We start from the raw sequence: 21,044 nt of genomic DNA on the forward strand, positions 1-21,044 counted from the left end.
TTAATCTTTTTCATGCTTGCGACGTGCGAAACCAAACCAGCCGAGAATACTCAACAGTAGACCGCCAATCAGCGTTGATTTAGCTGGCGCTGCTTCATTGGTTTGCGGCAATTTCGTTGTCGCTAAATTCATCTGATGGTTAGTTGGGTCTACCTTTGTCGTTACCATTGTAGCGGCTTTTTCAGCTACTCGACCATTGCTAACAGTCTGATGAAGAATCGTCGGTGTAGCTTCTGAAGTTGGTTTAACTGAGGTTGATTTAACCGATGTAGCCTGCACCGTTTGCGTACCTTGAATATCCTTAACTACTTCAGGTACAGCGTGAGCTTCATCCGTTTTACCCGTTTGAGGGCTAGCAGTTCCTTGATCAACCATGGTCCGAACGACCGGATCTGTTGCTCGTGGTGGCGTTGGAATAGCACTACCATTATCGGTTGTTAAAGTCGGTTGCGCCGGCACTACATTGCCAGTATCCGTAGCTGTATTGGGTTGTGAATCACCAGATACTGGTGTTGGTACTGACGTATTTGAATCACCAGTAGTCGGTGTTCCAGAGCCACTGCCATTGTCAGAACCATTCGGTGTAGTTGTACCAGTATTACCAGGACCATTTGGTATAGGTGTACCTGTGCTATCAACAAGATTCATAACCAAATGGGTCGTGCCATAACTGCTGTCTCCTGATGAACTGAACCGGAACTCAATCGGGTTAGACGTGATGCTACCAGAAGGCGCGGTGAGCGTATCCGTTTGGGCATCATATAGCCATTGATGACCATCCCAATCAACAAAGGTTAATTGATCTGCCTTTGATAATTGAATGCCAACAGCTTGATCAATCAAAAAACGCACATTTTGAATCTGAGTTGACGTTGCCTGTGCCGTTATATTAACCCAAGCTTGTTGACCACCTAAATAATTAAGTGAGTCATCCTTAGAATGATTGATAACTTTATTAATTTCGTTTTGAGCAAACGCAGCGTTAGCAATTGATTTGCCACTAAGGCCTTTACCCAACGTTAATGCACTAATTTTATTATCAAAAAAGGCTGTTTGACCAATAGAAGTTACACTGTCAGGAATTGTCAACATCCCCGTAATTTGGTTATTTGCGAAGGCACTGGTACCAATTGTTTGAAGATTACTATCCAATGTTAGCCCGGTAATGTAATTGTTGGCAAAAGCCTCATTACCTATATTTGTCACTGTTTCTGGAATCTTCAACTGGACCAGTTTATTACCTACAAAAACATCATCATTAAGCTTTGTTATCTGATTACCTAAGTTAAATGTAGAAATTTGATTATTGGCAAAAGCATAGCTGCCAAGATCCGTTACTGAATCCGGAATCGTGACGGTACTCAGGTTATTACCCGCGAAAGCTTTGGTACCGATTGTTAGAATATGACTGCCTAACTCTAAAGTATCAATTTGATCATTAGTAAAGGCATCATCACCAATTCTAGTGACTGAAATAGGAATTGTAACTGTCCCGTTAATCGAATTATTTGAGAAAGCATCCGTCCCAATAATTTGCGTATGATTACCTAGTGACAAGGTGGCTATTTGATTCCCCGTAAAGGCGCGGTCACCAATATTTGTCAGGCTATTGGGAAGCGTTAGTGAACTTATGGCATCTGCTTCAAAAGCCGATGTCCCAATACCTGTTAGCTTGCTTGCCTGTCCAAAATGAACGGTCGTTAAAGTCTTATTGTTCTGAAATGCCCCATCATTGATCAAGCCAACCTGATCTGGTAGCGTCAGCGTCGTCAATTGATTATTAGCAAATGTACCACTGCCAATCGTGTTGATGCCCGTTCCTAAATCAAGGTTACTAATCTGATTATGAGTAAATGTGTCGTTACCCGTAAACCAAGTCCCATTGCCAAAGACAACACCGGTAATTTGATTATTCGCAAAAGCATAATCACCGATCTTCAAGACGGAATTCGGTATGGTAATAGTGCCGCTCAGATTATTATCCGCAAAGGCACTTACCCCGATCGTTGTCACATTGTTATTGAGTCCCAACGCACTGATTTGATTGCCCGCAAACGCATTATCACCAATATTAGTAACTGCATTAGGGAGGTTAATACTGCTAATTTGATCACCTGCAAACGCACTCGTCCCAATACTACCTAATTGACTTTTATTTCCGAAATTGACCGTTTTTAATGTTTGGTTGTTTTGAAATGCTGAATCATCGATCTGTCCAATTTGATCCGGCAACGTTACCGTTGTTAATAGGTTATTTTCAAACGTGCCCTTACCGATCACTGTAACGCCCGTTCCTAAATCAAGCTGACTGATCTGATTATTCGCAAATGTACCATGGCCAGTAAACCACATGTGTGATCCTAGCGTCACACTAGTAATTTGATTATCCGCAAAAGCATCATCACCAAGTGACAAAACTGAATTAGGAATTACAACTTTACCACTAATACCATTACCGGCAAACGCATCCTGGCCAATTGATGTCACGCCATTAGGGATTACGATCTCACCGCTAATATGATTACCAGCAAACGCATAGTCACCAATTTTGGTGATATTTTTGCCAAACGTGACTTGCGTTAAGACTGGTTGCGGATGAGCATGCTTTTTTTCATTATTAAAGGCATCATCAGCAATCGCTGTTACTGCATCACCATTGTAGGTATCTGGTAAAGTGATCTTAGTTGAATATCCGCCTGCAGGTGTCACACCGCCAGCGAGATACTTTTGAAGATCACCCGTATACCCTGTAACGCTGTACGTTGAACCGTCGGCGTTTTTCGTGTAGCTATAATCCGTTAGCTGCGTGTAAGTATTAGCATCCGCTGGCTGACCATTTTTAGGATCTACAGCTGGCTGCTGCAGCCAATAATTACCCGTTGTATCCTTTACAACCAGATTATTCGCCGCTTGTTTAGACGCATTAGTCGCTGATTTATCAGTCGTTGCTTTAGTTATTGCGCCTGCTGTAGTTTTAACTATTGTTGTTTGATTATTGGTTGTTTGATTATTTAATGCATCAAAATCAAGTTTATGGCCATTAACGTCCATTGCTGGCTGCTGAGTTGATTTCGATTCAGTCTTTTGGGAACTGTCCTGACTTGATGAATCAGTCATTGCGGAATTTGTTGAGTCACTTGATTGACTAGCAGAAGAGCTGGAAGCGCTTTCATTATTAGAGGATACACTAATAGAGCTACTGCTATCAGCCTTAACACTGCTTGCTGATTGAGAAGAAGCCGTTGCTGCACCCTTTTGAGATGATGCATTAGCCGAGTTCGAGGCATCACTGGCTTTAAGTGTCTGAGTTGTTGAAGCCTCAGTGGTTGCTGTTGTTGCTTGGGCACTAGCAATCGTTGTGCTAACGGTAAAGCCCGTTACCAGCGTGATCGTGATAATGCCTAAGTGCATCCAGCATTTTCCCTTATTACACCTAATTTGACGCGACTGCGCCATAACCGGATTATTTAATCGGTTGGTTATTTTCATGTACTGATATCTCTCCTTATACTTGTGAATTTCCTCTACTTATAGTTCACAAGTAGCCATGCTTTTTAAGATTACGTGATTACTATAACACTATTCTTGTAGTTTGACCTATCAAGCAATTAATTAACCGCTTTAAATGGGCTAAATATGCCTAGACAGGCCACGAGAACACGGTTTTTATGAACCAAATTCAATCACAGTGCCCAATAAAAACTTAAAATAATTAATATAACAACTTTAATTGATAAAAGTTTTTTCAATTTTAACCGGTTCTTAAAACACAAAAAAACGTCAACCAGCAGTACTGGTCGACGCTTTTCAATTCACTATACTAGATAGACTAGTCAGCGACAACGAATGGCATTAAGCCCATGATCCGCGCACGCTTGATAGCAATCGTTAACTTACGTTGGTTCTTGGCACTAGTACCCGTCACCCGACGTGGTAAGATCTTACCACGTTCTGAAACGAAACGTTCCAATAAGTTAGTATCTTTGTAGTCAATGTATTCGATATGGTTTGCGGCGATGAAGTCGACTTTACGACGACGACGGCCACCTCTTCTTTGTTGAGCCATGATTTTCCCTCCAATTCGATCCGCTTAGAACGGTAAATCATCATCGGAAATATCAATCGAATCGCCATTATTTGCAAATGGGTCAGCTTGGTTATTCCCGTTGTTTTGATTATTGTTAGCCGCTCCATTGGTTTTTGGATCACCAAACGGATTAGTGTTCTGAGGAGCATTGCCAGTGGGTGCATTATTGTTGCCACCGTTGTTCGAATTCCCTGCGTTATTATTATTCGCTGAACGCGGTTCTAATAAAGCAAAGTTTTCAACGACAACTTCGGTAACGTAGACCCGTTGACCCTGTTGATTTTCGTAGTTTCTGGTTTGAATCCGGCCATCGATCCCGACTAACGCACCTTTATGGGTAAAGTTAGCAAAATTTTCAGCAGATTTCCGCCAAATAACACAGTTGATAAAATCAGCTTCACGTTCGTTGTTTTGATTGGTAAATTGCCGATCAACAGCTAACGTAAAGTTCCCAACTGCCGCCCCGCTTGGGGTATACCGCAAATCAACATCTCTTGTCAAGCGTCCGGTAAGCACTGCCCGGTTGATCATACGACCCGCTCCTCTCAGTCATTAAATGTCAAAAATTAGTCTTCACGTTTTACGATCATGTGACGAAGAATATCATCATTGATCTTTGAAAGACGGTCGAATTCGTTTAAAGCAGTATCGTTATCAGTAGTTAAGTTAATAACGTGGTATTGACCTTCGTTATAGCCACCGATTTCGTATGCGAAACGAAGCTTCTTCCAATCCTTTGAATCGATTAAATCTGCACCATTATCAGTCAAAATCTTGTCGAAACGGTCGACCAGTGCGGTCTTTGATGCATCGTCAAGATCTGGACGAATGATGTAGGTAATTTCATACTTCATGAAATTTGCACCTCCTTATGGACTTCAGGCCCTCTTCATTGAGTTTTAAGAGAGCAAGGAGAGTTATCCGAATGGATTACTCACAGAATATTATTCTACCAAAGTTCAAGCAAAAGTGCAATGTTATTTTAAAATTAACCTGCCAGCAGTTCACTTTTCACCCCATTTGACTGCTGCATGCCTCAAGTAATGAATCCCAGTTAAGCCTAACCTGACAAGAGATGGTGGTTATAGCACTAACTACGCAAAAAAGAACGGCACCAATTGCCGTTCTTTTTAAATTCTTGCGTTTAACTAATCGTTATCAGAATCGTCACTATCAGTTGATGTATCTGAATCATCCGTTGCCCGATCGACTAAGCGGTCTAACGACGTATCACTATCGTTATTGGCAGTATCTGCAGTTGCGTCATCGGACTCATCTTCAGGTACTTCCTTTTCGACTACCGCCATGGTGGCAACTTTAGCATCATCATCTAGCCGGATCAGGTGAACCCCTAAGGTTGCCCGACCAGTTTGGGAGACGTTCTCCACGCCAAACCGGATCATGACACCCTTATCGGTAATCAGCATAATATCTTCTTCACCGGTCACTGTGGTCAAACCAGCAAGCGGACCGTTTTTTGCGGTCACGTTAATGGTCTTGATCCCCTTACCGCCGCGACCTTTAATCGCGTACTCGCTAGCTGGCGTCTGTTTACCGTAGCCCTTTTCAGAAATGACGAATACGTTATCGTTTGGTCCCAAAATGGCTGAACCAACCACGTAATCATCATCGCGAAGCCGGACACCGCGAACCCCGGTAGCGGAACGGCCCATTGAGCGGACATCGCTGGCTTTAAAGCTAACGGCATAGCCGGAATGCGTCCCGATGATCATGCATTGCTCGTTATCCACGATAGAAACGTTGATCAATTGGTCATCGTCTTTTAGACTCAGAGCTTTTAGACCGTTGGAACGAATGTTAGAGAAGTCACTCACTGGCGTCCGCTTAACGGTCCCATGCAGAGTGGTAAAGAACAGGTATTTTTGTTGGTCACCAGCGGCATCAGATACGTTGATCACGGCTTGAATGCTCTCGCCGGCCTCAATGTTCAGTAGGTTGATCACTGGAATTCCCTTAGCGGAACGGCCGTATTCAGGGATCTCATAGCCCTTCATCCGGTAAACTTTACCAGCATTAGTGAAGAACAGGAGCACGTCATGTGTTGAGGTTGAAACCAGGTGTTCGATGAAGTCGTCATCATGAATCCCCATGCCTTGAATACCACGGCCACCACGATTTTGCGCCTTAAATTCAGACGTTGGTAACCGCTTGATGTAGCCGTTATGGGTCAGAGAAATCATGACATTTTCTTCTTCGATCAGGTCTTCGTCTTCAAGGCTCAGAACTTCGCCGACCATCAGTTCAGTCCGGCGCTTATCGCCGAATTTATTCTGAATATCTAGCAGTTCTTGGTAGATGATCTGGTTCTGCTTGTCCTTGCTGGCCAAAATGGCTTTGTAATCAGCAATCGAATTTTGCAGATCCGTGTATTCTTTTTCGACTTTGTCGCGTTCCAGACCGGTCAGCCGAACCAGCCGCATATCCAAAATAGCTTGCGCTTGTTTTTCAGATAGTGGGTAACGGTTGATCAGTTCATTCTTGGCCACTTCAGCAGTTTGCGACTTACGGATGATCGAGATGATTTCATCAATGTGATCAAGCGCAATCTGCAAGCCTTCCAGAATATGGGCCCGGGCTTTTGCCTTCTTCAGTTCAAACTCGGTTCGCCGCCGAATAACTTCCAACTGGTGAGCCAGGTAATACTGCAAAATTTCTTTTAAGCTCAGGATCTTTGGTGAGCCGTTAACAATGGCTAACATGTTGAACCCAAAGGAGGTCTGCATCATGGTCATCTTGTACAGATTGTTCAAAATGACTTCGGCGCTGGCATCCCGGCGGACATCAACGACGATCCGCATCCCTTCACGGTCAGACTCATCGTTGACATCCGTGATGCCTTCGATGCGTTTGTCCCGCGCCAGATCAGCAATCCGCTCGATCAAACGGGCCTTATTGACCATGTAAGGAATTTCAGTGGCCACGATCTTTTGCTTGCCGCTCTTATCCTCTTCGATTTCGACCTTAGCCCGTAAGGTAATGGTTCCCTTACCGGTTTCATAAGCTTTCCGGATACCGGATTTGCCCATGACAACACCACCGGTTGGAAAATCAGGCCCTGGCAGAGCTTCCATCAAATCAGCAGTTGTGGCATCCGGATTCTTCATCAAGATATGCAGTGCACTAATGACTTCCGCCAAATTATGCGGTGGAATATTAGTCGCCATCCCAACAGCGATTCCAGAAGCCCCGTTGACCAATAAGTTAGGAAAACGAGCTGGTAAAACAACGGGCTCTTTTTCAGTGCCATCGTAGTTCGGCTGATAATCGATGGTGTCTTTGTTGATGTCGCGCAACATTTCCATGGCAACCTTGCTCAAACGCGCTTCGGTATACCGCATGGCAGCGGCGCCATCACCATCGACTGACCCAAAGTTCCCGTGGCCGTCAACTAACATGTACCGGTAACTGAAGTCTTGCGCCATTCGGACCATGGCTTCGTAAATTGCGGAGTCACCATGGGGGTGAAACTTCCCCATGACGTCCCCAACAATTCTGGCCGACTTCTTGTACGGTTTATCAGGTGTGACCCCTAACTCACTCATCCCGTAAAGAATCCGTCGGTGAACTGGTTTCAGGCCATCACGAACATCTGGCAGTGCCCGAGCGACAATCACGCTCATGGCATAGTCCAAAAATGAAGTCCGCATGGTTTTCGCTAAATCGACATCCGTGATGCGACTTGGCAGTTCTTCATTCGCCAAATTTAGTACCTCCCAGCTAATATGGCGCGGGTAATGACTACCCGCCAATCAATGATTCCCAGTGAATTAACAGAAACATTCACACTAGACATCCAAGTTTTCAACATACTTTGCATTCGTTTCAATAAAGTCGCGCCGTGGTTCGACTTTGTCACCCATTAACGTGGTGAAAACCTCGTTGGCTTCCGCCGCATCGCTAGGGTCGACCCGTAAGAGCCGGCGCTTTTCTGGATCCATCGTGGTTTCCCACAGTTGGCTGGCATCCATTTCACCAAGTCCCTTATACCGTTGAATCACTGGTTTTGGTGACGGTGGTAACTGACCCATAATGGTGTTTAATTCTTCGTCGGAATCGATATAACGCCGCATCTTACCCTGACGGACCTGGTACAGCGGTGGCTGGGCGATGTAAACAAACCCAGCGTCAAGTAACGGCCGCATGTAGCGATAGATCAGCGTTAACAGCAAGGTTCGAATATGGGCACCATCCACATCGGCATCGGTCATGATAATCAGCTTATGGTAATTGACTTTCGAGACATCAAAATCATCCCCAAAACCAGTCCCCATCGCAGTAAACAGGGAGCGAATTTCTTCGTTAGCTAGGATCTTGTCCATGCTGGCTTTTTCAACGTTCAAGATCTTCCCACGAATGGGCAAGATGGCTTGAGTCAGCCGTGAACGGCCCTGCTTAGCAGAACCACCGGCTGAATCACCTTCGACAATGAACAATTCCGAAATGGCTGGGTCTTTACTGGTGTTATCAGCTAATTTACCAGGTAAATTACTGATTTCCAGGCCGCTCTTCTTCCGGGTCACTTCACGAGCCCGTTTAGCAGCTACCCGCGCTTTAGAGGCCAGCGTCCCTTTATCAACGACTTTTCGAGCAGTCGTTGGGTTCTCCATCAAGAACTTCATGAAGTGTTCGCTGAAAATGTGATCAACGGCGGTTCTGGCATCGGAGTTCCCCAGCTTGGTCTTGGTTTGACCTTCAAACTGCGGGTCCGGATGCTTCACGGAAACCACGGCCGTCATCCCTTCACGCACATCTTCACCGCTCAGGTTAGCTTCGTTATCCTTCATCAGGTTATTCTTGCGGGCATAATCGTTGACAATTCGCGTCAGCGCCCGTTTGAACCCTTCTTCATGGGTCCCGCCTTCATAGGTGTGAATATTGTTGGTAAACGTCAGTAGATTAGAGTGGTAGCCATCCGTATACTGCAGGGCCACTTCCACCGTAATACCGTTTTCCTGGCCTTCAACGTAGATTGGGTCGTCAAACAGCACGTCAGTATTCTTATCCAAATACTCAACGTAATGTCGAATACCACCCTCATACATGAAGGATTCTTCCGTTGGCTTTTCCGGCCGTTCGTCACGAATCGTAATCCGTAAACCCTTATTCAAAAAGGCCAGTTCCCGAATCCGCGTGGTCAGCGTTTTAATATCAAACGTGGTCGTTTCTCGGAAAATATCGGAATCCGGCAGGAAGTGGACCGTGGTGCCGTGAATGTTTTCCGGCAGACCAGTATCGATCACCTTGATTGGCGTGGTGACCCGGCCATAGGCAAAGTCCATGTAATACCGCTTGCCACCACGAGCCACTTTAACATCGAGTTCAGAGGACAGCGCATTCACAACTGAAGCGCCCACACCGTGCAGGCCACCGGAAACTTTGTAGCCGCCACCGCCGAATTTACCGCCGGCATGCAAGATTGTGAAGACGGTCTCCAGTGCCGACTTACCGGTTTTCTTTTGGGTATCGACTGGGATACCACGACCATTATCCACCACCGTAATACTATTATCTTTATGGACCGTCACGTGAATTGCATCGGCGAAACCGGCTAAGGCTTCATCGATCCCGTTATCAATGATTTCCCAGACCAGATGGTGCAGTCCTTGTGCACTGGTCGAGCCAATATACATGCCGGGCCGTTTCCGAACCGCTTCAAGCCCTTCAAGGACTTGAATCTGACTGGCATCATATTCGCGAGCACGTTCCTGTTTAGTTTCTTTTTCTTCAGCCAAGTGTGATCCTCCTCATTACTAATCCCCTGAGACAACTATTCATCAGCTTGGATTTCACCATTGCTGATTCGAAATACTTTTGGTTGATGTATCAATTTCTGTGCCACGCCGCTTAAACTCGTCGTGGTTAAGAAGGTTTGTACCTTATCTTGAATTGCGGTTAATAAATGCGTCTGCCGGCTGTCATCTAATTCTGACAGCACGTCATCCAGCAGCAAAACTGGGTATTCACCAGTCTGTTCGTGCATGAGATCAATTTCAGCTAACTTAACGCTTAGTGCGGTGGTCCGTTGCTGGCCTTGAGAGCCAAAACTGGAGACGTCTTTATCGTTCACCAGGAATTTTAAGTCGTCCCGGTGCGGTCCGATAAGCGTCGTCCGCCGAAAGAGTTCTTTATCACGATGCTTTTGATACAGCAGTTTGAGCGCATCATAAATATGCTGGGTATCGCTCAGATCATCATCTTTAACACTGGTAACGTAGTGAAATGACAGCGTTTCACGCTGCTGAGAAATTTCTTGGTGCACCTGAGCTGCCCAGACTTCCAACCGTTTCAATAACGTCACGCGGGCGCTAATAATCTCTGAACCGTACGCCGCCAGCTGATCGGATAACACATCTAACAGCACCATATCCGACTGCTGCTTACTGCCTAATTCTTTGAGGTAGCGGTTGCGTTGTCTTAAGATCGTCCGATATTGCGCCGTATTGTACAAATAACGGTGACTCATCTGCCCGAATTCCATATCCATGAAGCGGCGACGGCCTTGCGGTGACCCCTTAACGAGACTGAGATCCTCGGGGGCAAATAAAATCACGTTTAGCTGCCCCACATACCCGGATAGCTTCGCCTGTTCCAAATGGTTCACTTTGGCTTTTTTGCCGTGCTTGGAAAGATCTAATTCCAGTGGGGTTTGGCCACTGTTTTTTTGAACCCGCCCAAAAACTTGCGCGGTTTCAGCCTGCCAGCTGATCAATTCACGGTCATTGCTGGTTCGGTGGCTTCTAGCTAAAGCCAAAAAATAGATGGCTTCCAGCAGATTCGTTTTGCCCTGCGCATTTTCACCCAGCAACACGTTGACACCCGGGCCAAAGGTAACTGTCAAATCCTGGTAGTTGCGAAAATGACGCAACCTTAATTCTTCTAGTTTCATAAGCTTATTCAGCCTGATTTAAGCGAATAAAAAATAGCCCGACATCTTTGACATCGACCGTATCTCCTGGATATAGTTTTCGTCCGCGCCGATTATCCGGCTCATCGTTCACATCAACCGCATGTTCCTTCAAATACCACTTGGCTTGACCACCTGAACCAACGATTGCTTCTTCTTTAAGCAACTGGCCTAAGGTGATAAAGGGTGGTTCAATGAAAACTTCCTTTTTCACGGCTTCACCCACCTTCATTTTCTCTTATAATTATACGCTTTTTAAGGGTAAAAGTATAGTTTCTGTTTCATTTCACGGCATTTAAGCGGTTTTTTATATTCGTAAGGTAATTTGTCATAATTGAGCTAAAAACGCTTAGAGCTTAAAAATAGCGTTTTACGTGTAATTTGCCGTTAAACAGATTTAAAAGCGTCTTGTTTTGAGACAAACGACCGTAAAAAGACCATTTCGGCTAAAAATTGTGACCGTTTTTCACCGCAGAGGCTCTGGTTAACTAACGCCCTGTTAGGGCAAAAAAACACCGCTTCAGGTTAAAAACCGAAGCGGTGTTTTGAGGTTATTTTTAATGATTAAAAGGTCCGGACTGGTGTGATCAGCTGGATAAAGTTCTCTTTATCTTCAGTTGGTACCAGCGTAAACGGCCGTAATGGCGACGTAAAGGCAATCGTAATCACTGCTGCCCCAAATGAGCGCAGTGCGTCCTTCATGTAATCAGGGTTAAAGGAAATCTCTAGCTCATCGCCAGTCATTTCACTGGGTGCTAAGGCTTCTTCAACGTTCCCAACGTCAGGCGAATTACCAAAGATCTTGGCCTGGTTATTTCCCGGATCCAAGGTCAGCTTAACAACGTTGTTCCGTGATTCGTGGGACAGTAGCGAAGCCCGTTCGATGGCTGCCAGTAACCCTTTAGCATCAAATTCGGCACTCGTTGTCGAGTCATTAGGGATCAGACGGGAAGTGTCCGGGTAATTGCCTTCCAGTAACCGGGAATAAAACAGAGTGTCACCGATCGTGAATAACACTTGGTTTTCGGATAACCGCATTTCAACGTCCGGATTATCATCGCCGATCATGCGGGCCAGTTCCGTCAGACTCTTACCGGGAATGATGACGTCATAGGTTGCGGATGCTGCGGATGGTAATTCAATTTTACGTTGACTCAACCGGTGACTATCGGTGGCAACGGCCAACAGCTGGTTGTCGACTAACGTAAAGTGAACCCCGGTTAAAATGGGCCGGCTTTCTTGATTAGAAACGGCAATAACGGTCTGGTTGATCAGTTCCCGGAAAACGTCACCCGTTAAGGTGATAGCGTCAGTTGCGTCGATTTCTGGTAAGTGTGGATAGTTGTTGGCGTCTAATCCATTAATGGTGAAGGAAGCCGAACCGGAAGTAATTTCCGTCTGAAAACCTTCAGTCACATCTAACGTCATGTTGTCTTCCGGCAGCCGTTTAACGATGTCGCTGAAAAAGCGGGCAGGTAACACAATGGCACCTGGACTTTGAATCGCCAGCTGGTTGTCCGGATTATCGGCATGGATCAACGTTTCGATCGAAATGTCAGCATCTGAACCAGTCAGTGTTAAGCCACTGTCATCAGCCACTAGCTTTAAACCAGTTAAGATCGGAATCGTGGTTTTGGAAGAAATAGCGCGTTGGACTGTATTGAGTTCTTTGATGAACGCTGCGCGATTAATTGTAAATTTCATAGTGAGTACTCCTTATAATCCATAATATAAATAAAAAGAATAGTAATAGTAGAGCAGTGGATACTGTGGATAAGTCTGCGAAACACGTAATAGTGATAAGTTATGCACATGTGGATAACTTGTGCATAACTTTTTGAGTTTTCCACAGCAGCCTAGTTGAAGTCTTATCTATAATAGCCTATTCGGACCAGTAAAAAAAGTAGCCGACTTGAAGCTTGAATCAAATCGATTACTTTTTTACTGTCTAGGGCTATCTTTCAATTTCGGTTTTAAGATTCGTAATTTCGGCCTGTAAGTCACTGTCCGTTTTGAGCGCATCCGCGATTTTATCGTAGGCGTGAATGACGGTGGTGTGATCTTTACCGCCAAATTCATTGCCAATTTTTGGTAGTGAACTGTCGGTGAGTTCCCGGGACAAGTACATCGCAATCTGCCGTGGTACGACGATGGTTTTAATCCGCTTTTTACCCTTTAGATCGGTTAATGAAACGTGATAGTATTTAGCAACCTTCTCTTGGATCAACGGAATCGTGAGTTCACTGGAACGGCGATCAAGCTTGAGACTCTTCAGTGAACTGGCCACTAATTCAGTCGTGATCGGCTGATGGACCAGCTTGGAATACGCATGGACCCGGGCTAGGGCGCCTTCCAGTTCACGCACGTTAGAATCGATCCGGCTGGCAATGTAACTCAGGGTTTCATCCGGAATAGCAATGTTATCAGCTTCGGCCTTATTGCGTAAAATAGCGATCCGGGTTTCCAGATCTGGTGGCGTAATATCGACTGAAAGTCCCCAAGCAAACCGCGATACTAAGCGATCTTGCAGCTTGGGAATTTCATTTGGCAGCCGGTCTGACGTTAAAACGATCTGCTTACCGTCATCGTGAAGATCATTAAAGGTATGGAAGAACTCTTCTTGAGTCCCTTCCTTATCAGCAAAGAACTGAATATCGTCCACTAACAGTAGGTCAACGCTGCGGTACTCTTCGCGAAATTGATCCTGCGTCTTCGATTGAATCGCAGTAATGAAGTCGTTGGTAAAGGCCTCACTAGTGACATACTTAACCTTAGCGTTCGGATCATCTGCTAACATCTTGTTACCAATGGCATGCATTAAGTGGGTTTTACCTAAACCGACACCACCATAGAAAAATAGTGGGTTATACATCACGCCAGGTTCCTCGGAAACAACCAGCGCAGCAGCGTGGGCCATCTGATTTCCCTTACCAATGACGAAGGTGTCAAAGGTATATTTTGGATTCAGCTTAGCGCTCTGACTAAATGGCGCAGAGGCTGTTGCGGGGTGTTCAAGTGTGGATACCTGGGAGTTTTCAGTGTTATCAGCAACAATAAAAACTGGCTGAATATCCTCTTGGGCGTATTCATAGGCCAGTTCAACTAACGGCTGCGTTAAGTTGCGTTGCCAGTAATCACGGTGTAACTCCGATGGTAGCTTGATTGTCAGACGATTGTTGGTTAACTTGACGGGTTCGGCAGATGCGATCCACGTTTTAAAAGCAGTTGGGGCGATTTTCTGTTGGAAACCGTCTTTGATTTCACCCCAAAGAGTGTCTAAATCAAGCACTTTTCTTCCTCCCCATATTAAATTGATAAATTAAGTTTAGCATGCCACAAAAAAGTTTTCCACAGCCTTTTGAACTTGTGGATAATTGTTTCACAGGCAGGTATAAAGTTTTCCACAGGGTTGTCGATAACTTTGCTAAAAGCTCTGTGAAACATTTTTATCCACAGGAGGTTGTGTAAAACAAATACTGTAGTATCAGGTGTTTCACAAGTTTGTCCCCAAAATTAACAGGGTAATCTGATTGAGAAACCACAGGCTGTGGACTAGTGGATAACTCAGTTAAAAAGCGCTCTCTTTAATTCTGAAATTAATGAGTTATCCACACCCCTAAAGCATGAAACAAATTTTTTTAGACAGAAAAAAACCGGCTTTTTTTAAATTAAGTCTTTGATGTTGGCGCTAGATATGCTATTATATTTTAGAAATGCATTTAAGATGTAAATAAATGGCTTCATGCCTGAAGATCAGGAGGTGTAAGTTTATGAAGCGCACATATCAACCAAAGAAGCGTCACCGTTCACGCGTGCACGGTTTCCGCAAGCGTATGAGCACGAGCAACGGCCGTAAGGTTTTAGCACGTCGACGTCAAAAAGGTAGAAAAGTATTGTCTGCATAGACCACTGACCAATCAGTGGTCTTTTATTTTTATCTGTACAAAATAAAAATAAAAGTCAGCAGACGTTTTGGAGATGCAATATGCGAAAATCTTACCGCGTAAAGAAAGAAGCGGAATTTCAAGAGGTTTTTGAAACACGGCAGTCCGTTGCAAACCGTCAATTTGTGGTTTACCGGATGGACCGGCCAAATCAGCCCCATTTTCGGGTAGGGATTTCAGTGGGTAAGAAAATCGGTAACGCGGTTCACCGGAATTGGGTCAAACGCCGAATTCGTCAATCGCTGACCGAACTGAAGCCCTATTTGAAGCAGGACGTTGATTTTTTGGTGATTGCTAGACCATCAACCTCAGAAATGCCGATGCCAGAGATCAAGGCGCATTTAGTACACGCTTTGAAACTTGCAAAATTGCTTGATAATGATTATAGCGAGGAAGACCAGTGAAAAAATTAAAACGATTTATCACTATGTTTGGAATCGTTGGCCTATCCGTTTTATTAACGGCTTGTGGTAATCAGCCAATCACTGAACATAGCACAGGACTTTGGGATGGCGTTATCCTGTTAAACTTTTCCCGAGCCATTATTTGGTTAGCTCACATTTTTGGTGGGTATGGTATGGGGATCATCGTCTTTACCATCATCGTGCGGATCATTATCTTACCATTGATGATTTTCCAAACCCGCAGTATGCGGAAGACCCAGGAGATTCAGCCACAGTTAAAGGCACTGCAAAAGAAGTACTCATCCCGTGATCAAGAGACCATGACGAAACTGCGTGAAGAGCAGCAAAAGCTCTATAGCGAAGCGGGTGTCAATCCGGTTGCTGGGTGTTTACCAATGGTTGTGCAACTGCCAATTATCTGGGCTTTGTACCAAGCTATTTTTAGGACCGACGTTTTACGGTCTGGTCATTTCTTATGGCTGCAATTAGGGGCAAAGGATCCATACCTGATTTTGCCGATCCTAGCTGCGGTCTTTACCTTCTTAAGTTCATGGCTCATGATGAAAGGTCAACCAGAGTCTAATTCCATGACAACTATGATGACGGTAACCACACCTGTGATTATCTTCATCACCGCGTTAAATTTGCCAAGTGCACTGTCACTTTACTGGGTTGTTACCAACGCGTTTCAAGTGGGTCAAACCTTGGTCATTCAAAATCCTTGGAAGATTCGCCGCGAACGTGAAGAGAAAAACCGGAAAGAAAAGGCACGTGAACGACAAGTTAGAAAAGCTATTCGGCGGGCTAAGCAAAGCCGTCGCAAGTAACTGAACAGCAATTTTTTTAAAGCAAATAACTAATCTCAGGGCGGTATGACCAGCTCTGAGATTTTTTTATGCCCTTTTTTAAAAGGATATTTAGTTCATGGCGACAAAAGATTGAAATTTGTAATATTACCATTTGCAAAAGCTATCAAATGAAAGCCCCGCACATGCTATACTGTATATTAAGTAGTTTATCGAAGGGAGAAAAGCAGTCATGACTTTATACACAAGCGAGACCGTTGACGGTGCCGTCAAACAAGCACTTCAACAACTTCAGCTCGACAGATCTCAAGTGGAGGTGGCCGTACTAACGAAACCGCGCAAGGGCTTCTTTGGTATTGGTGCCCGAAAGGCTAGGGTTGATATTAAGCCAGCTGTTACCGTTAATTCAAAACAACCAAAAAAGACAGAAAAACCAGTCACTAAAACAACGGATGAGTCAGCTACTGAACCAAAACCAGCGTCAGTAGCTAAATCAGTGACGACGCCAGCGGATCAGACCGTAGCGACCCAAACCACTGAAGGCCCGACGGTTAACCGGCAGGCGGAATATCAGCAGGTAGCGGCTGAATTAAATCGGTATTTAGGTACGATCATCAGCCAATTAGGCATTGATGCGACCAGCACGGTTGAAGTGAAGCACCGGCATATTAATATGAATTTTAAAACGGAACAGGAGGGCCTGTTGATCGGCAAACATGGTCGCACAATTAATGCCTTGCAAAGCTTGGCACAGGTCTTTTTGAACCATAAACGCTTCTCTAAATTAGAAGTGACACTGGACGTGGCCAATTACCGCGAACGGCGAGTGGAAACTTTAACCCGTTTGGCCGAAAACATGGCTCGAGAGGTCGTTGCAACCGGGAAGCCGGTCTATCTAGATCCCATGCCATCGTTTGAACGAAAACAAATTCATAGCGTCTTAGCAGATAATGAACACGTCATGACCTATTCGGCAGGAACGGAGCCGAAGCGGGCGGTGGTGATTACGCTGAAGTAGGTGCGGAAAAAAGCGGTTAGGGAGTGGAGCCTAAGGAGGAAACGGTGTAAACCACGGGCTTGGGTTTATACCGTTTCCTCCTTAGGTGCAACTCCCTGCTTTTCGGAGCCAGTTTCGGCTAGATAACAGGGGAGAGCTGTGAATAAACAAGAGGTTAAGTGCTTTCCGCTTATATAGCCTAATCGGGCGCCAACGAGCAGATAGCTGCATGTAAGCCACTGTCAGCAAAACCACGCCAAAGAACAGCGCGGCCTTGCTGACAGTGGCTTACACACCGCTATCTAACCGCTCGTTTCTGCACCTTTTTTATCCTTGACACGCTTCTGATTCCAGTCTATTATGATAACTAATCATTCTTATCTTAAATAGATAAAGTAGTCAAAGTGCTTTATCCATGCTGTTAGGGGCATGGAGTGGGCACTTTTTTTGTGCGTGAAAATATGAACAATTAATCAATGGAGGGATAGACATGACGACAACAAGTGAATTTGACACGATTGCGGCCGTTGCAACACCGCCTGGTGAGGGTGGCATCTCAATTATTCGAGTGAGCGGCGACCATGCTTTTGAAGCAGTTATGCCGTTATTTAAGGGCAAAGCGTTGGATAAGGTGAAAAGTCACACAATCAATTATGGCCATATCATTGATCCTGAAACGCAGTCAGAAGTGGATGAAGTGATGGTTTCCGTTATGCGGGCGCCTAAGACATACACCCGTGAAGACGTGCTTGAAATCAACTGTCACGGTGGTTTAGTTGCCACCAATGACATTTTGCAGCTTGTTATCAGTCAAGGTGCTCGACTGGCTGAGCCCGGTGAGTTCACCAAGCGTGCTTTCCTCAACGGCCGCATTGATTTAAGTCAGGCTGAAGCGGTCATGGATCTGATTCGGGCGAAAACGGACCGGTCAATGAAGGTCGCTTTAAACCAGCTTGACGGCAGTTTATCGCGGTTGATCAAAAAGCTACGTCAGGATATTTTGGAAGTTTTGGCGCAAGTCGAGGTCAACATTGACTACCCTGAATACGATGACGTGGAAACCATGACGACGAAGCTACTGCTGGAAAAAGCCAAAGAAGTGAAGGCTTCGATTCAGCAACTACTCAAAACTGCTAAGCAGGGTAAAGTACTGCGTGATGGTCTGGCGACCGCGATTGTTGGCCGGCCAAACGTGGGTAAATCCAGTTTACTAAATGAACTGCTGCACGAAGATAAAGCCATCGTGACCGACGTTGCGGGAACGACCCGAGACGTGATTGAAGAATACGTCAATGTCGGCGGTGTCCCGTTAAAATTAGTCGATACAGCCGGTATTCATCATACGGATGATAAGGTTGAAAAAATCGGTGTTGAACGGTCTAAAAAAGCGATTGCGGCGGCTGATCTAGTCATTTTGGTACTCGATGCCAGCGAACCGTTAACCAAAGAAGACCGGCAGTTATTAACCGATACGGCGGATGAAAAACGGATCATTATTTTAAATAAAACCGATTTACCACTGAAACTGGAAATGCCCGAATTAGAGCAATTAGCCGGTGATACGAAGATTATAAAAGCCTCTATGACGCAAAATCAGGGGGTCGATCAGCTGGAAGGCGAGATCAGCCACCTCTTCTTTGATGAAGGTATCGAAACGGGCCGGGGTAACGTGATGGTTACTAACGCCCGTCATATTGGCCTGTTAAAACAAGCCAGTTCGGCGTTAGATGATGTTATGAGCGGGATTGCAGCCGGCATGCCGGTTGATCTGGTCCAGATCGATATGACTAGATGCTGGAATAAACTGGGTGAGATCACTGGCGATAGCTATCAAGATGAGTTATTAGACCAGCTGTTCAGTCAATTTTGTGTTGGTAAGTAAACGAGAGAATTTATTTAGGAGGAAACAACATGCCTGAGATTCAACCCTATCAGGGTCAGGACTATGATGTGATTATCGTAGGTGCCGGTCATGCCGGTGTAGAAGCAGCGCTGGCAGCTGCGCGAATGGGCAACCAGACGTTATTAATGACGATTAACTTGGATATGGTGGCCTTTATGCCATGTAACCCATCGGTCGGTGGCCCAGCCAAGGGAATCGTCGTACGTGAAATTGACGCATTGGGCGGTGAAATGGGCCGTAACATTGACAAAACTTACGTCCAGATGCGGATGCTCAATACGGGTAAGGGACCGGCTGTTCGGGCATTACGGGCCCAAGCCGATAAGCATGCTTACCACGCTGAAATGAAACACACCTTGGAAAAGGAACCAAATTTAACCCTGCGTCAGGGCATCGTCGACGATCTGATCGTTGAAGACGGGGTCTGCAAGGGGGTCATTACCAATACCGGCGCGCACTACAACGCTAAAACGGTGGTGATCGCTGCTGGAACGGCCGCACGGGGCAAAATTATCATCGGAGAGCTCATGTACTCGTCGGGGCCTAATAACTCCCAGCCAGCCATGAAACTCACTAAGAACCTCGAAAAATACGGTTTAAAGCTGGAACGGTTTAAGACTGGGACACCGCCACGAGTGGACGGCAATACGATCAACTATGACGAAACCGAAGAACAGCCTGGTGATAAAGAACCGAACCACTTTAGTTTTGAAACGCCGGATGAAAACTATTTAGCGCTTAAAAATCAACTCTCATGCTGGTTAACCTACACCAACGAAACAACTCATAAAATCATTCGGGCCAACCTCGACCGCGCACCCATGTTTACCGGTGTAATCGAAGGGGTTGGACCCCGTTACTGTCCATCAATTGAGGACAAGATCGTGCGGTTTGCGGACAAGAGCCGCCACCAGCTGTTCTTGGAACCAGAAGGCCGCAAGACGGATGAATGGTACGTTCAAGGACTATCGACTTCCATGCCTGAAGAAGTTCAGCAAAAGATCCTCCATTCGATCAAAGGGTTGGAAAAAGCCGAGTTGATGCGTCCAGGTTACGCCATTGAATACGATGTTGTTTCCCCTTACCAACTGCGCCCAACTCTTGAAACAAAATTAATCAAGAACCTGTATACTGCTGGTCAGACCAACGGAACTTCGGGTTACGAAGAAGCTGCCGGTCAAGGAATCATGGCTGGGATTAACGCCGGTTTACGGGCATTAGGCAAGGAACCTTACGTCATGAAGCGGTCCGAAGGCTACATTGGCGTCATGATCGATGATCTGGTGACTAAGGGGACTAACGAACCTTACCGCTTGCTGACTAGCCGTGCGGAATACCGCTTAATTTTACGGCACGATAATGCTGACCTGCGTTTGACGCCTAAGGGCCATGAACTGGGGCTGATTTCCGATGACCGCTACAACGCCTTTTTGGCGAAGCGCCAAGCCATCAAAGATGAACTTGCCCGCTTAAATACGGTGCGGGTCAAGCCATCGCCTGAAGTGAATGCTTACGTTGAATCACGCAACGAAAAGCCACTGAAAGACGGTGTGCTAGCGTCTGAATTCCTTCGACGGCCACGGGTAACTTATGCCGACTTGCTCCGGTTTATTCCGGCGCCTGAAAAGCCGCTGGATCGCCGCGTCATTGAAGAGATCGAAATTCGCATCAAGTACGCCGGCTACATCAAGAAAGCCGAAGAAAGCGTGGCTAAGATGAAGAAGATGGAAGCTAAAAAGATTCCCGATAACATCGATTTTGATGCCATTGACGGTCTCGCCACGGAAGCCCATCAAAAGCTCGACAAGATCCGGCCGGAAACTATTGCCCAAGCAACGCGGATCAGTGGGGTTAACCCAGCTGATATTGCGATCTTGAGCATCTATATCGAACGGGGTAAGATTGCTAAGATTCACGCATAATCAAGAAAATCAAAAAGACTAAATCTTCGCTGAGTTGCGAGGATTTAGTCTTTTTT

The 21,044-nt window shown here is 45.6% G+C and carries 16 protein-coding genes; 6 read left to right on the plus strand and 10 right to left on the minus strand.

The genetic code is table 11. The annotated features are described in order from the left end of the window. The 10 genes from CES79_RS08245 to dnaA form a co-directional block, all read right to left on the minus strand. The gene (locus CES79_RS08245; RefSeq protein WP_089136883.1) at positions 1 to 3,489 is read right to left on the minus strand and encodes a leucine-rich repeat domain-containing protein; all 3,489 of its coding nucleotides are present in this window, start codon (positions 3,487 to 3,489) and stop codon (positions 1 to 3) included. A gap of 340 nt (positions 3,490 to 3,829) precedes the next feature. After that, complete coding sequence (rpsR, locus tag CES79_RS08250) at positions 3,830 to 4,066, minus strand: 30S ribosomal protein S18 (RefSeq protein WP_054655617.1); 237 nt, start codon at positions 4,064 to 4,066, stop codon at positions 3,830 to 3,832. A gap of 24 nt (positions 4,067 to 4,090) precedes the next feature. Continuing rightward, positions 4,091 to 4,618, minus strand: coding sequence for a single-stranded DNA-binding protein (gene ssb / locus CES79_RS08255; RefSeq protein WP_054655619.1), 528 nt, complete (start codon positions 4,616 to 4,618; stop codon positions 4,091 to 4,093). A gap of 35 nt (positions 4,619 to 4,653) precedes the next feature. Beyond that, positions 4,654 to 4,941, minus strand: a complete 288-nt coding sequence (rpsF, locus tag CES79_RS08260; protein WP_054655621.1) for a 30S ribosomal protein S6 — start codon at positions 4,939 to 4,941, stop codon at positions 4,654 to 4,656. A 294-nt stretch (positions 4,942 to 5,235) separates the two neighbouring features. After that, positions 5,236 to 7,809, minus strand: coding sequence for a DNA gyrase subunit A (gene gyrA, locus CES79_RS08265; RefSeq protein ID WP_089136884.1), 2,574 nt, complete (start codon positions 7,807 to 7,809; stop codon positions 5,236 to 5,238). Positions 7,810 to 7,893: 84 nt separating this feature from the next. Next, positions 7,894 to 9,840, minus strand: a complete 1,947-nt coding sequence (gyrB, locus tag CES79_RS08270) for a DNA topoisomerase (ATP-hydrolyzing) subunit B (protein ID WP_054655622.1) — start codon at positions 9,838 to 9,840, stop codon at positions 7,894 to 7,896. 35 nt (positions 9,841 to 9,875) lie between these two features. Further along, positions 9,876 to 10,994: a DNA replication/repair protein RecF gene (recF, locus tag CES79_RS08275; protein WP_089136885.1), complete on the minus strand. Its 1,119-nt coding sequence runs from the start codon at positions 10,992 to 10,994 to the stop codon at positions 9,876 to 9,878. Between the two features lie 4 nt (positions 10,995 to 10,998). Beyond that, positions 10,999 to 11,244, minus strand: coding sequence for a S4 domain-containing protein YaaA (gene yaaA, locus CES79_RS08280; protein WP_170173453.1), 246 nt, complete (start codon positions 11,242 to 11,244; stop codon positions 10,999 to 11,001). A gap of 332 nt (positions 11,245 to 11,576) precedes the next feature. After that, positions 11,577 to 12,716, minus strand: a complete 1,140-nt coding sequence (dnaN, locus tag CES79_RS08285; RefSeq protein ID WP_089136887.1) for a DNA polymerase III subunit beta — start codon at positions 12,714 to 12,716, stop codon at positions 11,577 to 11,579. 250 nt (positions 12,717 to 12,966) lie between these two features. Further along, a complete protein-coding gene (dnaA, locus tag CES79_RS08290; RefSeq protein WP_054655624.1) occupies positions 12,967 to 14,301 on the minus strand; it encodes a chromosomal replication initiator protein DnaA in 1,335 nt (444 codons plus the stop codon). A 481-nt stretch (positions 14,302 to 14,782) separates the two neighbouring features. Between dnaA and rpmH the strand changes: the two genes are divergently transcribed. The 6 genes from rpmH to mnmG all read left to right on the plus strand — a co-directional run bounded on the left by rpmH (position 14,783) and on the right by mnmG (position 20,988). After that, the gene (gene rpmH, locus CES79_RS08295) at positions 14,783 to 14,917 is read left to right on the plus strand and encodes a 50S ribosomal protein L34 (protein ID WP_054702263.1); all 135 of its coding nucleotides are present in this window, start codon (positions 14,783 to 14,785) and stop codon (positions 14,915 to 14,917) included. Positions 14,918 to 14,997: 80 nt separating this feature from the next. Continuing rightward, complete coding sequence (gene rnpA / locus CES79_RS08300; RefSeq protein WP_054655626.1) at positions 14,998 to 15,360, plus strand: ribonuclease P protein component; 363 nt, start codon at positions 14,998 to 15,000, stop codon at positions 15,358 to 15,360. Continuing rightward, positions 15,357 to 16,187, plus strand: coding sequence for a membrane protein insertase YidC (gene yidC, locus CES79_RS08305; RefSeq protein ID WP_225362357.1), 831 nt, complete (start codon positions 15,357 to 15,359; stop codon positions 16,185 to 16,187). Before rnpA ends, yidC begins: the two co-directional genes overlap by 4 nt. 211 nt (positions 16,188 to 16,398) lie before the next feature. Further along, positions 16,399 to 17,184 carry an RNA-binding cell elongation regulator Jag/EloR gene (gene jag, locus CES79_RS08310; protein ID WP_089136888.1) on the plus strand — a complete coding sequence of 262 codons (786 nt, stop codon included), beginning with the start codon at positions 16,399 to 16,401 and terminating at the stop codon, positions 17,182 to 17,184. 469 nt (positions 17,185 to 17,653) lie between these two features. After that, positions 17,654 to 19,045 carry a tRNA uridine-5-carboxymethylaminomethyl(34) synthesis GTPase MnmE gene (gene mnmE, locus CES79_RS08315; RefSeq protein ID WP_089136889.1) on the plus strand — a complete coding sequence of 464 codons (1,392 nt, stop codon included), beginning with the start codon at positions 17,654 to 17,656 and terminating at the stop codon, positions 19,043 to 19,045. A gap of 29 nt (positions 19,046 to 19,074) precedes the next feature. Beyond that, positions 19,075 to 20,988, plus strand: coding sequence for a tRNA uridine-5-carboxymethylaminomethyl(34) synthesis enzyme MnmG (mnmG, locus tag CES79_RS08320; protein WP_089136890.1), 1,914 nt, complete (start codon positions 19,075 to 19,077; stop codon positions 20,986 to 20,988). Positions 20,989 to 21,044: the final 56 nt, after the last annotated feature.

Origin of the sequence: Secundilactobacillus silagei JCM 19001 (assembly GCF_002217945.1) — a bacterium.
Lineage (GTDB): Bacteria > Bacillota > Bacilli > Lactobacillales > Lactobacillaceae > Secundilactobacillus > Secundilactobacillus silagei.